The following is a 19,161-nucleotide window of genomic DNA, read 5'->3' as shown; positions in this document are numbered from 1 at the left end:
ACTCACGTGAACGCACCCGGAGGTTGGGAACGCCTCGAGCCGAAGCTGGACGCCACGCTCCAGCGCGTCGCCGCGCTGGAGCCGGTGCCCGACCGCCGCAACAGCTTCGTCGCCTACACCGTCGAGCGCGACAGCGCCTACGCCGACCTCGACGGGCGCCGACTGCTGATGATGTCCGGCTACAGCTATCTGGGCCTGGCCGGCGACGAGCGGGTGGTCGCCGCCGCCAAGGCCGCCGTCGACCTCTACGGCACCGGCAACCACGGCGTGCGCGCCCTGGCCGGCACCATCCCGCTGCACGAGGAACTGGAGGCCGAGGTCGCCCGGTTCGCGGACCGCGAGGCCTCCATGGTCTTCGGCTCCGGCTACGCGGCCAACGTGGGCACCGTCGGCGGCGTCGTCGGACCCGGCGACACCGTCTTCATCGACAAGTACGACCACGCCTCCATCGTCGACGGCTGCCGGCTGTCCGGCGCGACCGTCACCCGGTTCCGCCACAACGACGTCGACCACCTCGACCGGCGCCTGGCCGCCGCCCCGCCCGGCGGCGTACGCCTCGTCGTCGTCGACAGCGTCTACTCGATGGACGGCGACATCGCCCCGCTGCCCGAACTGCGCAAGGTGTGCGACGAGCACAACGCGCTGCTCATGGTCGACGAGGCGCACGCCCTCGGCGTCATCGGCGCCACCGGACGCGGCATCGAGGAACACTTCGACCACCGCGTACGCGTCGACATCAAGCTCGGCACCCTCTCCAAGGCCATCCCGTCCATGGGCGGCTGGGTGGCGGGCCCCGCCGAACTGATCGGCCACCTGCGGTACGCGGCAAGGCCGTTCCTGTTCTCCGCGGCCCTCGCCCCGGCGCAGGCCGCCGCCGCCCTGGAGAGCCTGCGCATCCTCCAGCGCGAACCCGAGCGCGTCACCCACATCCAGCGCGAGTCGGCCCGCCTGCGCGACCTCATCAACGCCCAGGGGCTGCGCACCCAGGACAGCGAGACCGCGGTCGTGCCGCTGATCGCCGGTTCCGACGACGCGGCGTACGACCTGGCCACCGCCTGCCGGCACAACGGTGTCATCGGCATCCCCGTCGTCACCCCCGCGGTCCCCAACGACCTCGCGCGGCTGCGGATCGCGGTGACCGCACGGCACACGCCCGAGGACATCGACCTCGCCGCCGAGGCGTTCGTGAAGTCCGCGCGCGAGTGCGGCATCCTCCCCGCCTGACGAAGAGACGTGACGACGATGACTGCCGCTGCCTCCCCGCGCCCCCCGGTGGTGATCACCGGGATCGGTGTGGTCACCCCGGCCGGATGCACCCCCGAGGACCTGTGGGCCGCCCTGCGCGCGGGCCGCTCCACCGCCGCCGAGCTCACCCACCTCGACCTCGCCCGCCACCGGGTGCGGATCGGCTGCCGGGTGACCGGACTCGACGTGGACGGACCCGGCGCCCTGGTCTCCGCCAAGGACGCCCGGCGCATGGACCCCTTCGCCCTGTACGGCACCACCGCCGCGCTCGCCGCCCACCGCGACGCGGGCGCCCCGGCCGCCGAACCGGGCCGCACCGCGATCGTCGTCGGCAACGCGGTCGGCGGACGCGCCACCAGCGACCGGGAGTCCGCGCACTTCAGCGAGGCGGGACCGCACCGCGTCAACCCGCTGATGCCGCTGCTGACCATGCCGAACGCGGCCGCCGCGCAGATCGCGATGCGGCTCGGCTGGACCGGCCCGGCCACCACCGTCGCCACCACCTGCGCCAGCGGCGTCGACGCGATCGGGCACGCCACCGAGCTGCTGCGCTCCGGCCGCGCCGACGTGGCGATCGCGGGCGGCTGCGAGTCCACCCTCACCCCGGTCACCCTCGCCGCGTTCGGCAACCTCAACGCGGTCTCCGGCCGCGACGACGACCCGGCGCGCGCCTCCCGCCCCTTCGACCGGGACCGCGACGGATTCGTCATGGGGGAGGGGGCCGGCTTCGTCGTCCTGGAGCGCCTCGACGACGCGCGGGCCCGCGGCGCCCGCGCCTACGCCGAGATCGCCGGGTACGCCGCCACCTCCGACGCCTACCACCTGTCGATGCCGCTGCCCGACGGCGCGGGCGCCGTCGCCGCCATGACCGGCGCCCTCACCGACGCCGGACTCGCCCCCGACGAGATCGCCCACATCAACGCCCACGGCACCTCGACCCCGCACAACGACCGCGCCGAAGCCGCCGCCCTGACCAAGGTCTTCGGCACCGACGGGCCGCCCGTCACCGCGCCCAAGGGCGTCATCGGACACCTCATCGGAGCCGCCGGGGCCGTCGAGATCATCGCCGCGGTGCAGGCCATGCGCGCCCAAGAGGTGCCGCCCACCGCCAACCACGAACACCTGGAGCCAGGAATGGAGATCGACGTGGTGCACACCTCGCCACGGCCCGTCGCCCTGGGACCCGCCCTGTCGAACTCCTTCGGCTTCGGCGGCCACAACGCGAGCCTGGTGGTGGCGCCGTCATGACGACCACCACCGCACCCCGCACGGCGCGACACAGCGTCACGGAAGAGGAGTTGACCGCCTTCCGGGCGGCCGTCCGCGCGATCCTTCCGGCGCCTGGGAGCGCCGACGGCGCCTCCCCGGTGCACGCCTTCGTCCTCGCGCACGGCCTCGCCGACGCCACCGTGCGCGAGCTGGCCGCCGCCGAACCGGAGCCCGTCTCCGTCGTCCACCTCGCCCAGGACATCCGCATCGAGCGGCCCGTGCGACCCGGCGACCAGGTCGACATCGCCCTCGACGTGCTCGGCGCCCGCCGCGAACCCCGCGGCACCCGCGTCGCCGTCCGCGCCCGCCTCACCGGCGCCGACGGCACCGCGTACGCCGAACTGCTCACCAGCGCCCTGCTGATGGGCGCGAGCGCCATCGAGCCCTTCGGTGAGATCCCCGCCCCGGCGACGCCCGCCCCGACCGGCGAAGCCGCCGAACCGACAGCCGTCGAGCACCAGTTGACCCCCGAGTGGATCCGCGGCTACGCCCACGCCTCCCGCGACCTCAACCCCATCCACCTCGACGAGCGGGCCGCCCGCGACGCCGGGTTCCCCGGCGTCATCGCCCACGGCATGAGCGTGCTCGCCCTGACCGTCGAGGAGATCGCCGACCGGTACGCCGACGGCGACATCACCCGCGTACGCGCCGTCAGCGGACGCTTCTCCGCGCCCGTGGTGCCCGGTGTGCCGCTGCGCGTCGAGCTCACCCCGGACACCGCCCGCACCCTCGTCCGCTTCACCTGCCGCACCCCCGGCGGCATCGCCGTGAAGAGCGGCTGGGCCCAACTCGCCGACACGGCAGGCCCGTCGGGCGGCGGCCATGACTGACCGGGACCCCGTCACCGGGCTGCTGCACGGCTTCCTCACCCAGGTCCGCGAGCGGCCGGAGGCCACCGCCCTCGTCTGGCACGGCGAGGAGACCAGCTACCGCGCGCTGTACGAGATGGCGGGCCGCGAACGCGAACGCCTCGCCCTGCTCGGGCTCTCGGCCGGCGAACCCGTCGGCGTCCTCGCCGCCAAGTCACCCGGCGCCGTCGCGCTGGTACTCGGCTGCCTGCTCGCCCACCGCCCGTTCCTGCTGCCCTCGCCGCAGCTCGCCGACTCCCTGCTCACCCATCTGTTCGCGCAGGCCGGCTGCCACCACGTACTGGCCCCGGAGGGCGAACCCCAGTGCGTCCTCGCACCCGCCCGCTCCGAGGCCCACCCGGTGCACCCGGACACCACCTTCATGCTCACCACCTCCGGCTCCACCGGACTGCCCAAGATCGTGCCGCTGCGCCGCGACGCCGTGGACCGCTTCACCGCCTGGGCCGGACCGGCCCTCGGCGTCACCCACGACACCGCCGTCCTCAACTACGCGCCGCTCAACTTCGACCTGTGCCTGTTCGACGTGTGGAGCACCCTCGCGCACGGCGGCCGTGTCGTCCTCGTCGACCCCGACAAGGCGGTCGACGGACGCCATCTGCTCGACCTGCTGCTGCGCCACGACATCGGCATCGTGCAGGCCGTGCCGATGTTCTACCGGCTCGTCCTGGACGCCGCCCACCGGGCGGGCGTCGTCCTGCCCTCGGTGCGCCGCGCCGTCTTCACCGGCGACGCCCTGCCCGAGCGCACCTTCGCCGAACTGCGCGAGCTGCTGCCCGCGGCCCGGCTCACCAACATCTACGGCTGCACCGAGACCAACGACAGCTTCGCGTACGAGGTCGACACCACCGCCACCGTCTTCCCGCCGGTACCCATCGGCACCCCGCTGCCCGGCGTGGCCGCGCTCGTCCTCGACGCCGACGGCCGCGAGGTGACCGGCGCGGGCACGGGCGAGCTGTACGTCAGGACGCCCTTCCAGTCCGCCGGCTACCTCGACCCGGCGCGCAGCCGCGGCAAGTTCACCGCCCACCCGCTCGGCCACGACGACGCCACCTGGTTCCGCACCGGTGACCTCGTGCGCCGCGACGCCGACGGACTGCTGCACCTCACCGGCCGCAGCGACTTCCAGGTCAAGGTGCGCGGCGTCGCCGTCAACACCGCCGAGATCGAGCAGGTGCTGCTGCGCCACCCCGCCGTCCTGGAGGCCGGCGTCGCGGCCCGGCCCGACCCGCTCACCGGCAAACGGCTCGTCGCGGGAGTGCGGCGCGCCCCCGGCAGCGGCCTCAACAGCCTGCTGCTCAAGGAGCACTGCGCAGGAGCCCTGCCGAGGGCCGCGGTCCCCGGCGTGCTGCGCATCACCGACGAACCGCTGCCCAAGACCGCCACCGGAAAGGTCGACCGCGGCGCGCTCGCCGCGAACTGACCCCCGTATCCCCAGCACACGACCCTCAGCGGCAACAGACCCTCAGCCACAGCAGAAGGAAGGACGTCATGAGCGACAGGGCCACCATCAAGCAGTTCCTCATCGAGGAGTTCCTGCCGGACCTCACACCGGACCAACTCGCCGACGATCAGGACCTGTTGACCAACGGAGCCATCGACTCCCTCGGGCTGCTCAAGCTGATCGCGTGGGTCGAGGACCGGTTCGGTCTCGCCGTCGACGACACGGACCTCGACCCCGACAACTTCCGCAGCGCCGCCGCCATCGACGCCTTCGTCGCGGGCGCGCGCCAGGAGGTGACGAGCTAGCCATGCATGACGCGCTCACCGGCCTGCTGGCGCGGCGGGCGGTGGCCGAGCGCGAGACGTGGCGGTCCCTGTGGGACCGGCTCGGCGACGGCACGCTCCCCAGGGAGCAGGCCGTCGCCCTGCTGGCCTCCCTGACCACCCGGCTCCCCGACCCCGCGACGCTGGCCGCCCTGCACGGCACACTTCTGGAGCGGCGCCCCGCGCCCACCGGGCCCGCCTGGCCCGGGACGGTCAACGTCGTGGGCACCGGCGGCGGACCCGCCACCTTCAACATCTCCACGGCCGCCGCGTTCGTCGCGGCCGCCGCCGGGGTGCGCGTCGTCAAGACCGGCTCGCGCGCCTACACCTCCAGCCTCGGCTCCGTCGACCTGCTCGAACGCCTCGGCGTGCGCCTGACGGCGTCGTACGAGCAGACCGAGGAACACCTGGAACGCGACGGCATCGCGTTCGCCGGACCGTTCGTCTACCCGGTCGAACTCACGCGCCTCGCCCGCCTGTTGGCGCCGATGCCGATGAAACCGTTCGGCCGGTTCCTGAACGCGCTCGGCCCCTTCCTCGCGGACCTGCCGGTCGCCGCCCAGGTCACCGGAGTCTCCCGGACCATGCCGCTCGACGACCTGCGCCGCCTCGCCGCCACCCTCACCACCCGCACGGTGTGGCTGACCAGCAACGACCAGGGCGCCGACGAACTCCTCGGCTTCGCCCGCAACACGATCCACATCGCCCGTGGCCGCGAACTCGTCCTGGAACCGGGCCAGTTGCTGTCGGTCGTTGGCGGCTTCGACGCTCTGGCGCCCGCCCCCAAGGGCGAGGCCGTCGACCACTTCCTGGCCGTCCTCGCCGGCCGCGCCCACCCCGCGGCCACCGCCACCGTCCGCCTCAACGCCGCCGCCCTCGCCGTGGCGAGCGGCCGCCACCGCGACTGGCCGGCCGCCCTGGCCGCCACCGGCGAGGCGATCACCTCCGGCGCCGCCACCGACCTGGTACGACGGCTGCGCACCCGACGGACCGCCGAGGCGGTGCGCCGTGGCTGACTTCTTCGCGCGCCGCGCACCCGGACACCCCGGACTCGCCCTCTTCCTCAACGCGGGCGACCCCGGCCTCGACGAGCTGACCGACGTCGTCCACATGCTCGACGAGGAGCGGGTCGACTGCCTCGAACTGGCCGTCCCCTTCCCGGACTCGTTCACCGACGGGCCCGTCGTACGCCGCTCCGCCCGCCGCGCCCTCGACCGCGGCACCGGTCTCGACGACGTCCTCGCGTTCCTCGCCCGCACCCGGCCGTCCCTGCGCCATCTGCGGATCGCGCTGCTCGCCGACTGGAGCCACTCCCTCAAACGCCGCGACCTCGCCGCCGCGGCCCGCGACATCACCGCGAGCGGCGCCGACGGCCTGCTGGTGCACGGCCTGCCGCCCCGGCTGCGCGACGCCTACCGCGAGGCCACCGACGCCGCGGGCACCGCCGTCGTCACCACCTGCTACCCGACCAGCCCCGAGGAGACCCGGGCGCGGGCCGCCCGGGAAGCCTCCGCCTACCTCTACCTCGTGGCCCACTACGGCCGCAGCGGCACCCCGCCACCCACCGGGCACGCCGCGCTCGCCCCGACCGTCACCGGTCTGCGGGCCCACACCGACTCCCCGATCGCCGTCGGCTTCGGGGTCAGTACGCGCAGCCACGTCGCGGCCGTCGCCGCGAGCGGGGCCGACGCCGCCATCGTCGGCTCGGCGGGCGTCGCCCACGTGGAACGGGCCCTCGACCAGAGGGATTCCGTCACCGCACAGCTGCGCGCCTTCGTCCGGTCGCTCCGCCTCGGGCCGGACACCACCCGTTCACCCAACAGCCTTACACACCAAAGGAGTTGACCGTGATCATCCGCGACCTGGAGACCGTCAAGACCGTCGACTGGGGCAACGGGCTCAGCCGCCGCTTCCTCACCGCCTCCGACGGCGTCGGCTACTCGCTCACCGACACCACCGTGCGCGCCGGCACCAAGTCCCGCCTCGAGTACCGCAACCACCTGGAAGCCTGCTACTGCATCGAGGGCTCCGGAGAAGTGGTCGAGCTCGACGGCACCTCCCACCCCATCACACCGGGCCGCATGTACGCCCTCGACCAGCACGACCCGCACTACCTCGTCGCCTCCCCGCACGAGGACCTCCGCCTGGTCTGCGTCTTCACCCCCGCCCTCCAGGGCGACGAGGTGCACAGCCTCGACGCCCACTCCTCCTCCGCGTACTGAGCCACCACCCGCACCCGTACGCACCCCTGAAGGGGGCCCCAAGTGATCCGCTGGAACACCGACCAGGCCGATCTCCGCGACGGCCTGGCCCGGTGGGGCGAAGCGCTCAGCGCCGACCACCTCGACCAGGACGAACGGGCAGAGTTCTCCTGGGACAAGTGGAAGCTGGTCCGGCGGACCGGCATCCTCGCCCTGCCCTTCGCCGAGGAGCACGGCGGCCTCGGCCAGTCCCTGCTCACCACCATGTACGTCCTCGAAGGCCTCGGCGAGCACTGCCGCGACGCCGGCCTGAACTTCTGTGTCACCACCACCCTCGCCAGCACCGGCGTCCCCCTCACCGCGTTCGGCACCCCCGAACAGAAAGCGAGGTACCTCCCCCTGATCTGCTCCGGCGAGGCCATCGGCGCCCACGCCATCACCGAGGCAGAGTCCGGCAGCGACGCGATGGCGATGGCCACGCGGGCGGTGCGCGACGGCGACGACTACGTGCTCAGTGGCGGCAAGTGCTTCGTCAGCAACGGGCCCGTCGCCGACGTGTTCGTCGTCTACGCCCGCACCCGGCCCGACGGCGGGGCGCTCGGCGTCACCGCGTTCCTCGTCGACCGGGACACCCCCGGCCTCACCGTCGGCAGGCCCGTCAAGAAGATGGGCCTGCGCACCTCGCCGCTGAGCGAGCTGTACTTCGACGACTGCCGCGTACCGCGCACCCAGGTCCTGGGCCGCGTCGGCGGCGGCTTCATCGTCCTCGACCACGTGATGAAACGGGAGATCCTCTTCTCGTTCGTCGTCAACGCGGGAGAGATGCGGCACCGGCTCGACCGCTGCGTGGAGTACGCCCGCACCCGCCACTCCTTCGGCAGACCGATCGGCTCCCACCAGAGCGTCGCCAACAAGATCGTCGACGCGAAGATCGGGCTGGAGACGGCGCGCAAGTGGCTCTACGACACCGCCGAGCGCCTCGAAGCGGGCGAGAACGTCACCGAGGACCTGGCCATCGCCAAGCTCGTCACCAGCGAGGCCAACCTCTCCGGCGCCCTCACCGCCGTACAGGTCTTCGGCGGACACGGCTACATGAGCGAGACCGGCCTGGAGATCGACGTGCGCAACGCGGTGGGCGGCACGATCTACTCGGGCAGCAACGAGATCCAGTACAACCGCATCGCCGCCCAGCTGGGCCTGGGCCGATGACCTCGGCACCCGCACCGCCGTCCCCGCCCGCGCCCGTCCGCACCCTCAAGGTCTGCGGCGCCACGAGCCCCCGCGACATCGAGGTGCTCGCCGGAGCCGGAGCCGGCCTCGTCGGCCTGTGGCACGGCGTCCCGGGCGGACCGGCCGACCTGCCGGAGCACGACGTGGCCGCCCTCGCGGCGGCCGCCCGCGCCACCGGGCGTCTGCACCCCGTCCTCGTCACCTTCCTCGGCGACGCCGACACCCTCGCCGGAGTGCTGCGCCGCACCGGCATCACCACCGTCCAACTCCACGCCTACCAGCGGCCGTCCACCGTGCGCGCGCTGCGTGCCGCACTCCCGGACGCCGTCATCGTCAAGGTGCTGCACGTTTCGGGCGGCACCTGCGCCGAACGTCCCCTGCTCGGCGCGTACGAGCGGGCGGGCACCGACCTGTTCCTCATCGACGCCACCACCGCCGACGGCCGCGTCGGCAGCACCGGGCAACGCCTCGCCGAGGACACCGTCCTCGACCTGGCCGACCGCTTCACCCTGCCGTTCTGGCTGGCCGGCGGGCTCACCGAGGCCAACAGCCGCGCCTACGGACGGGTACTGAGCCACCCCCGGCTGCGCGGCATCGACGTCGACACCGCGGCCCGCGGCGGCGACGGCCGCTTCGCGGGCCCGGCCGTCACCGGGATCGCCCGCGCCTGGAGCACCTGACACCCAACGGAGCGCACCATGAGCCAACCCTTCATCGAATCCCTCCTGTCGGCCGAACGGCCCCTGGTGATGGAGATCAAGCGGCGCGACGCGCACGGCTTCGACCTCATCGCGGGCCACACCCCCGCCGAGACCGTCATCGCGTACGAGAACGCCGGCGCGCCCTGCATCTCGGTCGTCACCGGCCGCTGGTTCGGCGGCACCCGCGAGCTGCTGCGCGACGTCGCCCGCCTCACCAAACTCCCGCTCCTGCAGAAGGACTTCATCACCCGCAAGGAACAGCTGGAGACCGCCCGCGAGCTGGGCGCCTCGGCCGTCCTGCTCACCGCGGGCCTGCTCCCGGCGTCCGCGCTGCGCTCCCTCGCGGTGGCGGCGCTGCGCACCGGACTGACCCCGTTCGTCGAGGTCACCACGGAGGCCGAGATCGAGACGGTGCCGCACGCCGACGAGTGCGTCATCGCCGTCAACAACAAGGACATCAAGACCAAGGAACGCGACCGCGGCGATCCGAACCGCAGCTTCGACCTGCTGCCCGCCCTCCTGGCCAGCGGCACCCGCTGCCCGGTCAGCGCCAGCGCCATCGACACCCCCGGCACGGCGGCCCGCCTCCTCGACGCGGGCTTCGCGGGTCTCCTCGTCGGCACCGCCCTGCTGCGCAGCGGCGACCCGGAGCGCTGGCTGACCGACCTCGACCACGGGCGGCGCGCGCCGCGTCCCGTGCTCCACTCGGCCTGAGCGCATCCGCGCCGCACGACGAGCGGTGCCCCTGGCCTCCCCGGCCGCGGGGCACCGCTCAAGTGTCGCTCGACGACCGGTCGAGAACCGCTCGCAAAGCTGTCCAGGCCCGCCCCGGGCGCCGTGGGCCGCGGGGGGAATCCGCCTAATCTCAGGAACAGCGCGCCTCGGCACCCGTACACACCGGCTTCAGACCAAAGCGAGGACGTACCGATGACAGCCAACCCGTACCAGCGCCAGCAGTACGGCCACCCGCCCTACCAGCAGCCGCTGCCGCAGCAGCTACCGCACACACCCGCACGCCCGAGCAGGGCGGCAGGGGTGCTGCACCTCGTCTCGGTCGTCACCCTCGGCCTCATGGCCGGCCTCTTCTTCGCGTACGACATCTCGGTGATGCCGGGCCTCGCGCACACCGACGACCGTACGTACGTGACCGCGATGCAGCAGTTCAACGCCGAGATCGACGGCAACGGCCTGTTCGCCCTCGTCTTCTGCGGCGCGATCGTCGCGGCCGGTGTCGCGGCGTTCCTGGAGTTCCGCAGGGGCCACCGGACGATCGCCCTGTGGGCGGGGCTCGCCGCCGTCCTCTATCTGTTCGTCCTCATGCTCACGATGGGCGTGGAGATCCCGCTCAACAACCAGCTCGCCGACCTCGGCGACCCGGCGAAGATCCACGACTTCGCCCTCGTCGAGAAGTTCAAGGGCACCTGGGAAACGGTCAACATCGTCCGTACGCTGCTCTGCACGGCGGCCCTGGGCTGCGCGGCGTACGCGGCCAGGCTGCACGGCCGCACGGAGGCCTGAACCGCACGAGAAGGCGGGGCGCGGCGACACGCCGCACCCCGCCTTCCCGCATGCCCGCCGGTCAGCTCCCGCCCTGGAGCACGAGCGCCCAGCACCACAGCCCGGTGGCGACGGTGCACATCAGCGCCCGCACCACGTTCCACCGCACCCACGGCCCCTCGAACGCGGCCCGTACGGCCTCGGGCCGGGCGATGGACCCCACCGGGCCCGCCGCGTCCAGCGCGTTGTTGAGCGGAATGTTCATGCGGTTGGTGAGCCCCATCGACGCGAAATAGACGACGAGCGCCGCGACGGCGGGCCACAACGCGTCCTTGTCCCCACCACCGAACTGCAACCCGACCGCGAGCGCCCCGAACAGCAGCGCGCCGACGTACCCCAGCAGAAACCATCCATTGAGGATCGCCCTGTTGATCCGCTGCATCACATCGATGAACGTCCGGTCGTCCCCACCGTGCAGCGCCGGCATCACCGAAATGGCGAACCCGTAGAACAACCCACTGACCAGCCCCGTCGCCACCGTCGCCACGACGAGCGCGACCCCTTGCGCGATCTCCATTGCCCCGACCCTCCCTACAGCCCTTCGACGCACCCGCCAGTCAACTCCACGGTGCGCAAAGAGAATGCAACAGAAAGGTCAAACGCGCAGGCGAACGGCTCAGGAATCCGCGTCGAGGGCAACGTCCAGGTTTTCGGCCTCGTTCCAGAAGTCGGGGTCGGCTTTCTGGAGGCGGGTCGCGGCGTGTTGCATGTGGAGGCGGGCGGCCGTGCGGGCGGCTTTGGGGTCGCCGGATTCGATGGCGGTCAGGATGGCCTGGTGCTCGCTGCGGACCGCTTCGAAGAAGTCGTCGCGGCGGGCCTCGTTGGCGCGCGTGACGCGGATGCCGCCGCGGGAGACCTCGCCGAGGTAGCGGACCGTGGAGACGAGGACCGGGTTGCCCGTGGACTCGGCGACGGAGCGGTGGAAGGCGAGGTCCTCGTCGGTGCCGTCGCCGCCCGCCGCCACCGCCGTGTCGATGGCCTCCAGCGCCGCGCGCATCCGCGCCACGTCCGCGGGGGTCGCGCGGGTCGCCGCCAGGTGGGCGGCCTCCGCCTCCATGGCGCGGCGGACCTCGACGATCTGGAGCACCTTCGCCAGCGTGCCGCCCTCGGCCGCCAGGTCCAGGGGACGGGTGCGGCGGGGCAGCACGAAGACGCCGCGGCCCTGGCGGGGCTCCACCAGGCCGGCGTTGCGCAGCCGGGAGACCGCCTCGCGGATCACCGTACGGCTGACGCCGAGCTGCTTGACGAGTTCGACCTCGGTGGGCAGCTTGTCGCCGGCCGTCAGGCGTCCCGACTCGATCTCCTCGGTGAGCATCGCCGCGACGCGATCCGCGAGCCGAACCGGCCCGTCCACCTTGTTGAACATGGGTTTAGTCTATCGGCGCGGTCACCGCGTCCGCGTGGTCGGACGCGTACTGCCGGACCACCGACGCGAAGTCCGGGTCGGGGGTCAGGCCGAGGGCGGCCGCTCGGGCGTTGTCGAACGCCGCCGGCCACGAGCCGACGATCGCCTCCACCGACGGGTCCGGCGCCACCGTCACCAGGTCCGCCACCGCGTCCCCGGCGAGCTCCCGCAGCGTCGACAGCATCTCGGCGACCGTGACCGTCAGTGCGGGCAGGTTCACGGGGATGTCACCCGTCAACTGACCCCGCTCCGTGCCCCGTTCGGCCTGCGCCACCCGCAGGATGCCGTCCACCGTGCGGCGCGGCGAGGCCAGCGCCACCCGGGTGTCGGGGCTCACCGGGCACGTCGAGGGCAGACCCGCGAGCGGTTCGCGGATCACGCCGGACAGGAAGCCGGAGGCCGCCGCGTTCGGCCTGCCGGGGCGCACCGACACCGTCATCAGCCGGGTCACCCGGCCGTCGACGTATCCGCGGCGCGTGTACTCGGCCACCAGCTGCTCGCAGATCCGCTTCTGCACGCCGTAGCTGGACCGCGGCGTCGGCAGCGTCGACTCGTCCACCACGGCGGGCAGGGGCAGGGCCGCGTCCGAGCCGTAGACCGCCACGCTGCTCGCCAGGATCAGGCGGACCCGCGGCCCGCCCGCCTCCGACTGGGCGCGAGCCGCCTCCAGCAGCGCGCGCGTCGTGTCCAGGTTCGCCGTCATGCCGAGGTCGAAGTCCGCCTCGCACTCCGCCGACACCGCCGCCGCCAGATGGACGACCACGTCCACCGGCCGGGCGAACAGCTCGGCCAGGCGGTCCGTGAGGTCCCCCTCGACCACCTCCACCAGCGGATCGGCCGTCAGCGGCGACTCGTCCGGAACGAACCTGTCGGCGAGGACGAGACGCTCGATCGGCCGGCCGTCGAACGTGCGCCGCTCCAGCAGCGCCTCGGCGACCTGACGGCCCAGGAAGCCGAAGCCGCCCGTGATGACGATCCTCATGAGTGCAGTTCTCCTTGCAGGTTCTTCAGCCAGCCGAGACCCTCGCTCGTGCCGGACCGGGGGAAGTACTCGCAGCCGATCCAGCCGTCGAAGCCCAACTCGTCCACCACGGCCAGGAGATGGGCGAGATTCAGCTCGCCGTCCGCCGGCTCGTGCCGGTCGGGTACCCCCGCGATCTGGAGGTGTCCCACCCGGCCCGTCGGCAGGTCCCGGCGGAGCGTCGTCGTGAGGTCGCCCTCGACGATCTGGCAGTGGTACAGGTCGAGCTGGACCTTCAGGTTGGCCGCGCCCACCTCCCGTACGACAGCGTGCGCCTCCGCCTGGTGGTTGAGGAAGTAGCCCGGCATGTCACGGGTGTTGATCGGTTCGACGAGGATGTCCACTCCGGTCGACGCCGCCTGCCGCGCCGCGTACGCGAGGTTCGCCACGTACGTGTCCCGGCACGCCGCGCGCGGCACACCCTCCGGGACCAGACCCGCCATCATGTGCACGCGCGGGCTGCCGAGCGCCACCGCGTACGCGAGGGCCCGGTCGACGCCCTCACGGACCTCGGCCTCGCGGCCCGGCAGCGCCGCGATCCCGCGCTCGCCGCCGTCCCAGTCGCCGGGCGGGGCGTTGAACAGGACCTGGCGCAGGCCGTGTTCGTCGAGGCGGGCGCGGAGCTCCCCGGCCTCGTACGTGTACGGGAAGAGGTACTCGACGGCCTCGAAGCCGTCCGCCGAGGCCGCGGCGAAGCGGTCCGGGAAGTCGTGCTCGGGATACAGCGTGGAAAGGTTCGCCGCGAACCTCGGCATGGTGACTCCAATCGTTCCAGAGGTGAGGGCGGTCAGCGGTTGACGACGTCCTTCTTCGTCGTCAGGACCGCCGCCGCACCGATGACCAGCGCCAGCGCCAGAACGTACATCGGGATCGCCGTCGAACCGGTCGCGTCCTTCAGCGCGCCGATCATGTACGGGCTGACGAAACCGGCGAGGTTGCCGACCGAGTTGATCGCCGCGAGGCCCGCCGCGGCCGCCGTGCCGCCGAGGAACGCCGTCGGCAGCGACCAGAACAGCGGCGCGCAGGTCAGCACCCCGGCGGCGGCGATGGACAAGGCGATCAGGGCCAGCGCCGTCGAACCGGTGAAGCTCGCCGCCATGGAGAAGCCGACCGCGCCCATCAGGGACGGGATCACCAGGTGCCAGCGGCGCTCGCGGCGCTTGTCGGCGGAGAAGCCGAAGAGATTCATGGCGACGAGCGCGGCCAGGTACGGCACGGCGCTCAGCGCGCCGATCGCGAGGCCGCCCTCGACGCCGGTGGACTCGACGAACGTCGGCATCCAGAACGTCAGCGCGTACTGGCCCATCACGAAGCAGAAGTAGATGAGGCACATCAGCCACACCTTGGCGTTGCGGAACGCGTCGAGGGCGCGGCCGTGCACCGTGTGGTGCGCGGAGTCCGCCTCCAGGGCGCGCTCGACGACCGACTTCTCCTCGTCGGTCAGCCACGTGGCGTCGCGCACGCCGTTGTCCAGGTAGAACAGGCAGATCACACCGATGACGACGGCGGGGACCGCCTCGACGACGAACAGCCACTGCCAGCCGTTCCACCCGGCCGTGTCGTCGAAGACGTCCATGATCCAGCCGGAGAGCGGGTTGCCGAAGATGCCCGCGACGGGGATCGCCGACATGAACATCGCGATGACCCGGGCCCGGCGCTGCGACGGGAACCAGTACGTGCAGTACAGGATGACGCCCGGGTAGAACCCGGCCTCGGCGGCGCCGAGCAGGAAGCGCAGCACGTAGAACGTCGCCTCGCTGTCGACGAAGGCGAACGCCGCGGACACCACACCCCAGCTGATCATGATGCGGGCGATCCAGGTGCGGGCGCCGACCTTCTGCATCAGCAGGTTGGAGGGGACCTCGAAGAAGAAGTAGCCGATGAAGAACAGCCCGGCGCCGAGTCCGTACGCCGCCTCGCTGAAGCCGAGGTCGGAGGACATCTGGAGCTTGGCGAAGCCGACGTTGACGCGGTCCAGGTAGGAGACCACGTAGCAGAGGATCAGGAAGGGGACGATGCGGCGGACCACCTTGCGGAACACCGCGTTCTCACGCGCGAGTTCGGGGGTGTCGGCCGTGGGGACGGTCGTGGACATGAGGGGCACTTCCTTGTGCGGCTCAGGGGAGGCGGGAGCGGGCAGGTGGAGCGGTCACCACGCCGCGCCGAACACCGTTCTCAGTTCGGCGACGGCGTCGTCGGGGAGCGGGGTGGGCTTGCGGTCGGTCGTCAGCCACAGGCGGGCCGTCTCCTCCAGTTCTTCGAGGACGGCGAGCGCCGAGGCGGCGTCCGGGCCCCAGACGACGGGGCCCAAGCGGTCGAGCAGCACCGCGCGGATCGGAGTGCCGTGCGCGGCACGGGAGTTGATCCGCTCGGTCACCAGGTCGGCCACGCGCGGGTCGCCGGGCCGGTGGTACGGGATGTGCGGGACGTGTCCCACCTTCATCACGTAGTACGGGGTGAGCGGCGGCAGGACGTCGTCCGGCGACCACACACCGGCGAGCGTGAGCGCGACCAGGTGCGTGGAGTGGGTGTGGATCACGAACCGGGCCGTGGGGTCGGCCTCGTAGATCCGGCGGTGCAGGGTGAGCGTCTTGCTGGCGCGGTCGCCCGCCACCTGCCCGCCCTCGGCGTCGACCAGCGCCAGCCGGTCGGGGGAGAGGAAGCCGAGGGCCGCGTCGGTCGGGGTGATGAGGTGGCCGAGGCCGTCGTCGAGCCTGGCGCTGATGTTTCCGGCGCTGGCATGGACGTAGCCGCGGGCGAAGAGGCTGGTGCCGACGCGGACGATCTCCGAACGGGCCTGCTCGGCGGCCGAGTTGATGTCGATGGTCATCGGGAGGCTCCCTCGGCGAGCTGGTCGAACGACGTGGTGAAGAAGTCCGGGCCGCCGAAGTTGCCCGACTTGAGCGCGATGTGGAGGGTGTCACCGCCGGGCAGCGGCGCCGCGCACCACGGCACCCCGGGGTCGATCTGCGGGCCGATCCGCAGCCCCGTCAGTCCGAGGGCCCGGACGACGGCGCCGGAGCTCTCGCCACCGGCGACGACGAGCCTGCGCACCCCGCGTTCGACGAGCCCCTGGGCGATGCGCGCGAGCGTCTCCTCCACCAGCTCCCCGGCCTCGGAGGCACCGAGCTCGCCCTGCACGGCGCGTACGGCGTCGGGGGATTCGGTGGAGTGGATCAGCACGGGCCCGTCGGAGGGCCCGGCCAGGTGCTCGTCGGCGAAGGCGAGCGCTTCGGCGGCCACGTCCTCGCCCGCCGCGATCCGCAGCGGATCCACGCGGAAGCCCGGCCGCCCGGTGGCGAGGAACGCCCGAACCTGACCGTTGGTGGCGGCCGACACGGAACCGGCGACGACCGCCGAGCGGCCGGTCGCGGCGGGGAGTTCGGCGGCCCCGGGGGACGGCTCGATGCCCCAGTTCGCGGGCAGCCCGATGGCCAGCCCGGAACCGGCGGTGACGAGCGGCAGCCCGCGCACGGCGGCGCCGAGCCGCACGAGGTCGTCGTTGGAGACGGCGTCGACGATCGCGGCACCGACGCCGTCGCCCCGCAGCTCGTCGATGCGGGCGCCGATCGCCTCGGGGCCGGCCGCGACGGTGACGTGATCGATGAGCCCCACCGGGCGCGTGGTCTGCGCGGCGAGCACGGACACCAGGTTGGAGTCGGTCATCGGGGTCAGCGGGTGGTGGCGCATGCCGCTTTCGGCGAGCAGCACGTCGCCGACGAAGAGGTGCCCCTTGAAGACGGTGCGCCCGTTGTCGGGGAACGCGGGCGTCGCCACGGTGACGTCGGTCCCGAGGGCGTCCATCAGCGCCTCGGTGACCGGGCCGATGTTCCCGGCCGGGGTCGAGTCGAACGTCGAGCAGTACTTGAAGTAGATCTGCTCGGCGCCCGCCGCCCGCAGCCACTCCAGGGCGCGCAGCGAGGCGTCGACGGCCTCCGCGGCCGGAACGGTCCGCGACTTGAGCGCCACGACGACGGCGTCCGCGTCCTCGGGCGGGGTGGTGCCCGCGGCCGGTACGTCGATCAGCTGGACGACGCGCATGCCCGCGCGCACCAGGTTGTTGGCGAGGTCGGTGGCGCCGGTGAAGTCGTCGGCGATGCATCCGAGACGGAGGGGCATGTCAGTTCTCCTCGTCGTGCGCGGCGGGGGAGCCGGGCAGCTCGACCCCCGGGAAGACCTTGATGACGGCGCTGTCGTCCTCGCCGCCCAGACCCGAGGCGGACGCCTGGAGGAACATCTGGTGGGCGGTCGCCGACAGCGGCAGCGGGAACTTCTCGGGCCGCGCCGCGTCCAGGACCAGACCGAGGTCCTTGACGAAGATGTCGACGGCGGAGAGCGGCGTGTAGTCCCCGGCGAGGACATGCGCCATACGGTTCTCGAACATCCACGAGTTGCCCGCGCTGTGCGTGATCACCTCGTACAGGGACTCGGCCGGCACGCCCGCCTTGATGCCGAACGCCATGGCCTCTGCCGCGGCGGCGATGTGCACGCCCGCGAGCAGCTGGTTCACGATCTTGACCTTGGAGCCGAGTCCGGCGGTGTCCCCGAGCCGGTAGACCGTGGCGCTCATCGCGTCGAGCACCGGATCGGCGAGCGCGTACGCCGCCGGGGCGCCGCACGTCATCATCGTCAGCTCGCCGGTGGCGGCGCGGGCGGCGCCGCCCGAGATCGGGGCGTCGAGGTAGCGCACACCGGACGCGGCGAGCCGTTCCTCCAGCCGGGCGGAGAAGGCCGGGTCGACCGTGGAGCACATGACGTACACGGAGCCGGGGCGCAGACGGTGGGCGGCGCCACGGTCCCGCTCGTCCTCGCCGTCGCCGTCGCCGTCGCCGAAGAGGAGCGACTCGACCTGCGCCGCGTTGACCACGACGCCGACCAGGATGTCGACCTCGGCGGCCAGGTCGCCGGCCGTGGCGTACGCGGTCCCGCCCTCGCGGGCGAACTCCCGCGCCACCTCGGCGCGCAGGTCGTGGACCCCGACGTGGAACCCGGCGGCGCGCAGGCTGCGCGCCATGCCGAGGCCCATCGCGCCGAGGCCGACGACGCCCACGCGGGGGGCGGGCGCGGCCGGTGCCGGGTGTTCCTGGTCGTGCATGTGTGTCTGTCCCTGTCTCTCGCCGGGGGCCGTTGACGGCGGGCCGAAGACCGTCGGGCCCTCGAACGCAGGTCATATGATGACCTGATGCCGAGGCGTGAGTACAGAGTGATGCCGGTCACAGTTGTGCGGCCCGGAGAGGCCCGCTACGCGTCGAGGTCCACCTCGACGTCCACGACGCCCTCGACGGCACGGACCAGCCGCGCGGCGACCGGCACCAGGCCGGTGTCGCGGATCCGCCCGGTCAGCCGCACCCGCCCGTCGTGGACCACGACCCGCACCGGCTCGACCGGGTGCGGGAAGAGGTACGCCACGATCTCGCGGCGCACCTGCTCGGCGATCTCCTCGTCGGTGCGCAGGAACACCTTCAACAGGTCCGAGCGGGACACCACGCCTTCGAGGACGCCCTCGTCGTTGACGACGGGCAGCCGCTTGACGCGGCGCAGTGCCATGATGCGCGCCGACTGCGCCAGCGTGGCGTCCGGGTGCACGGTCACCGCGGGCGCGGACATCAGCTCGGCGGCCGTCACGGCGCCCGCCTTCGCCAGGTCCGTTAGGCGGCGCAGCTGGGTGGGCCGGTCGGGATCGCTGTCGCGGAACTCCTCCTTGGGCAGCAGATCGGCCTCCGACACGACCCCGACGACCCGGCCCTCGCCCTCCAGCACGGGCAGGGCGCTGACCCTCCACTGCTCCAGCGTCCTCACGATCTCCTTGAAGGTGGCCTCGCGGCCGACGGCGACGACGGTGTGTGTCATCACGTCGCTGACGATGTGCGGGCTGTCGTTCACGGTTCTCCTCCAGCCG

The 19,161-nt window shown here is 72.7% G+C and carries 21 protein-coding genes; 12 read left to right on the top strand and 9 right to left on the bottom strand.

The window, feature by feature from the left end; all coding sequences use genetic code 11:
• Nucleotides 1-6 precede the first annotated feature (6 nt).
• The 12 genes from ACYBSK_RS25340 to ACYBSK_RS25285 all read left to right on the top strand — a co-directional run bounded on the left by ACYBSK_RS25340 (nucleotide 7) and on the right by ACYBSK_RS25285 (nucleotide 10,797).
• Nucleotides 7-1,224: an aminotransferase class I/II-fold pyridoxal phosphate-dependent enzyme gene (locus ACYBSK_RS25340; RefSeq protein ID WP_457479522.1), complete on the top strand. Its 1,218-nt coding sequence runs from the start codon at nucleotides 7-9 to the stop codon at nucleotides 1,222-1,224.
• An 18-nt stretch (nucleotides 1,225-1,242) separates the two neighbouring features.
• Nucleotides 1,243-2,493 (top strand): beta-ketoacyl-[acyl-carrier-protein] synthase family protein, encoded by a 1,251-nt coding sequence (locus ACYBSK_RS25335; RefSeq protein WP_460243458.1) that lies wholly within the window; start codon nucleotides 1,243-1,245, stop codon nucleotides 2,491-2,493.
• A complete protein-coding gene (locus ACYBSK_RS25330) occupies nucleotides 2,490-3,344 on the top strand; it encodes a MaoC/PaaZ C-terminal domain-containing protein (protein ID WP_460243457.1) in 855 nt (284 codons plus the stop codon). Before ACYBSK_RS25335 ends, ACYBSK_RS25330 begins: the two co-directional genes overlap by 4 nt.
• Nucleotides 3,337-4,803: an AMP-binding protein gene (locus ACYBSK_RS25325; RefSeq protein WP_460243456.1), complete on the top strand. Its 1,467-nt coding sequence runs from the start codon at nucleotides 3,337-3,339 to the stop codon at nucleotides 4,801-4,803. The genes ACYBSK_RS25330 and ACYBSK_RS25325 overlap by 8 nt, the downstream gene beginning before the upstream one ends.
• 68 nt (nucleotides 4,804-4,871) lie before the next feature.
• The gene (locus ACYBSK_RS25320) at nucleotides 4,872-5,129 is read left to right on the top strand and encodes an acyl carrier protein (protein ID WP_457479518.1); all 258 of its coding nucleotides are present in this window, start codon (nucleotides 4,872-4,874) and stop codon (nucleotides 5,127-5,129) included.
• Between the two features lie 2 nt (nucleotides 5,130-5,131).
• Entirely contained in the window at nucleotides 5,132-6,163 is a 1,032-nt protein-coding gene (locus ACYBSK_RS25315; RefSeq protein WP_460243455.1) for a hypothetical protein, read from the top strand.
• Nucleotides 6,156-6,992, top strand: a complete 837-nt coding sequence (trpA, locus tag ACYBSK_RS25310; protein WP_460243454.1) for a tryptophan synthase subunit alpha — start codon at nucleotides 6,156-6,158, stop codon at nucleotides 6,990-6,992. Before ACYBSK_RS25315 ends, trpA begins: the two co-directional genes overlap by 8 nt.
• A gap of 2 nt (nucleotides 6,993-6,994) precedes the next feature.
• A complete protein-coding gene (locus tag ACYBSK_RS25305; RefSeq protein ID WP_457479515.1) occupies nucleotides 6,995-7,369 on the top strand; it encodes an ectoine synthase in 375 nt (124 codons plus the stop codon).
• Nucleotides 7,370-7,411: 42 nt separating this feature from the next.
• Nucleotides 7,412-8,557: an acyl-CoA dehydrogenase family protein gene (locus ACYBSK_RS25300; protein WP_460243453.1), complete on the top strand. Its 1,146-nt coding sequence runs from the start codon at nucleotides 7,412-7,414 to the stop codon at nucleotides 8,555-8,557.
• Nucleotides 8,554-9,258 (top strand): phosphoribosylanthranilate isomerase, encoded by a 705-nt coding sequence (trpF, locus tag ACYBSK_RS25295; RefSeq protein ID WP_460243452.1) that lies wholly within the window; start codon nucleotides 8,554-8,556, stop codon nucleotides 9,256-9,258. The genes ACYBSK_RS25300 and trpF overlap by 4 nt, the downstream gene beginning before the upstream one ends.
• An 18-nt stretch (nucleotides 9,259-9,276) precedes the next feature.
• The gene (locus ACYBSK_RS25290; RefSeq protein WP_460243451.1) at nucleotides 9,277-9,993 is read left to right on the top strand and encodes a beta/alpha barrel domain-containing protein; all 717 of its coding nucleotides are present in this window, start codon (nucleotides 9,277-9,279) and stop codon (nucleotides 9,991-9,993) included.
• A 213-nt stretch (nucleotides 9,994-10,206) separates the two neighbouring features.
• On the top strand, nucleotides 10,207-10,797 hold the full coding sequence (locus ACYBSK_RS25285; protein WP_457479511.1) for an anthrone oxygenase family protein: 591 nt from the start codon (nucleotides 10,207-10,209) through the stop codon (nucleotides 10,795-10,797).
• A 61-nt stretch (nucleotides 10,798-10,858) separates the two neighbouring features.
• On the opposite strand, the gene ACYBSK_RS25280 is transcribed toward ACYBSK_RS25285, so the two are convergent.
• The 9 genes from ACYBSK_RS25280 to ACYBSK_RS25240 all read right to left on the bottom strand — a co-directional run bounded on the left by ACYBSK_RS25280 (nucleotide 10,859) and on the right by ACYBSK_RS25240 (nucleotide 19,145).
• On the bottom strand, nucleotides 10,859-11,353 hold the full coding sequence (locus ACYBSK_RS25280; protein WP_460243450.1) for an anthrone oxygenase family protein: 495 nt from the start codon (nucleotides 11,351-11,353) through the stop codon (nucleotides 10,859-10,861).
• 99 nt (nucleotides 11,354-11,452) lie between these two features.
• The gene (locus ACYBSK_RS25275; RefSeq protein ID WP_457479509.1) at nucleotides 11,453-12,202 is read right to left on the bottom strand and encodes a FadR/GntR family transcriptional regulator; all 750 of its coding nucleotides are present in this window, start codon (nucleotides 12,200-12,202) and stop codon (nucleotides 11,453-11,455) included.
• 4 nt (nucleotides 12,203-12,206) lie between these two features.
• Nucleotides 12,207-13,223: a D-erythronate dehydrogenase gene (gene denD / locus ACYBSK_RS25270; RefSeq protein ID WP_457479508.1), complete on the bottom strand. Its 1,017-nt coding sequence runs from the start codon at nucleotides 13,221-13,223 to the stop codon at nucleotides 12,207-12,209.
• A complete protein-coding gene (gene otnI, locus ACYBSK_RS25265) occupies nucleotides 13,220-14,017 on the bottom strand; it encodes a 2-oxo-tetronate isomerase (protein ID WP_460243449.1) in 798 nt (265 codons plus the stop codon). The genes denD and otnI overlap by 4 nt, the downstream gene beginning before the upstream one ends.
• Before the next feature lie 32 nt (nucleotides 14,018-14,049).
• Nucleotides 14,050-15,357, bottom strand: coding sequence for an MFS transporter (locus tag ACYBSK_RS25260; protein WP_460243448.1), 1,308 nt, complete (start codon nucleotides 15,355-15,357; stop codon nucleotides 14,050-14,052).
• A gap of 54 nt (nucleotides 15,358-15,411) precedes the next feature.
• Nucleotides 15,412-16,092, bottom strand: coding sequence for a class II aldolase/adducin family protein (locus ACYBSK_RS25255; protein ID WP_460243447.1), 681 nt, complete (start codon nucleotides 16,090-16,092; stop codon nucleotides 15,412-15,414).
• Nucleotides 16,089-17,381, bottom strand: coding sequence for a 3-oxo-tetronate kinase (gene otnK, locus ACYBSK_RS25250; RefSeq protein ID WP_460243446.1), 1,293 nt, complete (start codon nucleotides 17,379-17,381; stop codon nucleotides 16,089-16,091). Before otnK ends, ACYBSK_RS25255 begins: the two co-directional genes overlap by 4 nt.
• A gap of 1 nt (nucleotide 17,382) precedes the next feature.
• Nucleotides 17,383-18,357 carry an L-threonate dehydrogenase gene (gene ltnD / locus ACYBSK_RS25245; protein WP_460243445.1) on the bottom strand — a complete coding sequence of 325 codons (975 nt, stop codon included), beginning with the start codon at nucleotides 18,355-18,357 and terminating at the stop codon, nucleotides 17,383-17,385.
• A gap of 146 nt (nucleotides 18,358-18,503) precedes the next feature.
• Nucleotides 18,504-19,145, bottom strand: coding sequence for a CBS domain-containing protein (locus ACYBSK_RS25240; protein WP_460243444.1), 642 nt, complete (start codon nucleotides 19,143-19,145; stop codon nucleotides 18,504-18,506).
• Between the last annotated feature and the right edge of the window lie 16 nt (nucleotides 19,146-19,161).

This window comes from Streptomyces sp. BYX5S (assembly GCF_054724165.1).
This window is presented reverse-complemented; position numbering and strand designations above follow the sequence as displayed.

What these genes read in the sequence shown, in the direction of transcription:
- ACYBSK_RS25315 (WP_460243455.1), top strand. Translation starts at nt 5,132, where the DNA reads ATGCATGACGCGCTCACCGGCCTGCTGGCGCGGCGGGCGGTGGCCGAG.
- ACYBSK_RS25320 (WP_457479518.1), top strand. Translation starts at nt 4,872, where the DNA reads ATGAGCGACAGGGCCACCATCAAGCAGTTCCTCATCGAGGAGTTCCTG.
- ACYBSK_RS25325 (WP_460243456.1), top strand. Translation starts at nt 3,337, where the DNA reads ATGACTGACCGGGACCCCGTCACCGGGCTGCTGCACGGCTTCCTCACC.
- ACYBSK_RS25280 (WP_460243450.1), bottom strand. Translation starts at nt 11,353, where the DNA reads ATGGAGATCGCGCAAGGGGTCGCGCTCGTCGTGGCGACGGTGGCGACG.
- denD (WP_457479508.1), bottom strand. Translation starts at nt 13,223, where the DNA reads ATGAGGATCGTCATCACGGGCGGCTTCGGCTTCCTGGGCCGTCAGGTC.
- ACYBSK_RS25285 (WP_457479511.1), top strand. Translation starts at nt 10,207, where the DNA reads ATGACAGCCAACCCGTACCAGCGCCAGCAGTACGGCCACCCGCCCTAC.
- ACYBSK_RS25290 (WP_460243451.1), top strand. Translation starts at nt 9,277, where the DNA reads ATGAGCCAACCCTTCATCGAATCCCTCCTGTCGGCCGAACGGCCCCTG.
- ACYBSK_RS25255 (WP_460243447.1), bottom strand. Translation starts at nt 16,092, where the DNA reads ATGACCATCGACATCAACTCGGCCGCCGAGCAGGCCCGTTCGGAGATC.
- ACYBSK_RS25335 (WP_460243458.1), top strand. Translation starts at nt 1,243, where the DNA reads ATGACTGCCGCTGCCTCCCCGCGCCCCCCGGTGGTGATCACCGGGATC.
- ACYBSK_RS25260 (WP_460243448.1), bottom strand. Translation starts at nt 15,357, where the DNA reads ATGTCCACGACCGTCCCCACGGCCGACACCCCCGAACTCGCGCGTGAG.
- ACYBSK_RS25330 (WP_460243457.1), top strand. Translation starts at nt 2,490, where the DNA reads ATGACGACCACCACCGCACCCCGCACGGCGCGACACAGCGTCACGGAA.
- ACYBSK_RS25275 (WP_457479509.1), bottom strand. Translation starts at nt 12,202, where the DNA reads ATGTTCAACAAGGTGGACGGGCCGGTTCGGCTCGCGGATCGCGTCGCG.
- otnI (WP_460243449.1), bottom strand. Translation starts at nt 14,017, where the DNA reads ATGCCGAGGTTCGCGGCGAACCTTTCCACGCTGTATCCCGAGCACGAC.
- ltnD (WP_460243445.1), bottom strand. Translation starts at nt 18,357, where the DNA reads ATGCACGACCAGGAACACCCGGCACCGGCCGCGCCCGCCCCCCGCGTG.
- trpF (WP_460243452.1), top strand. Translation starts at nt 8,554, where the DNA reads ATGACCTCGGCACCCGCACCGCCGTCCCCGCCCGCGCCCGTCCGCACC.
- otnK (WP_460243446.1), bottom strand. Translation starts at nt 17,381, where the DNA reads ATGCCCCTCCGTCTCGGATGCATCGCCGACGACTTCACCGGCGCCACC.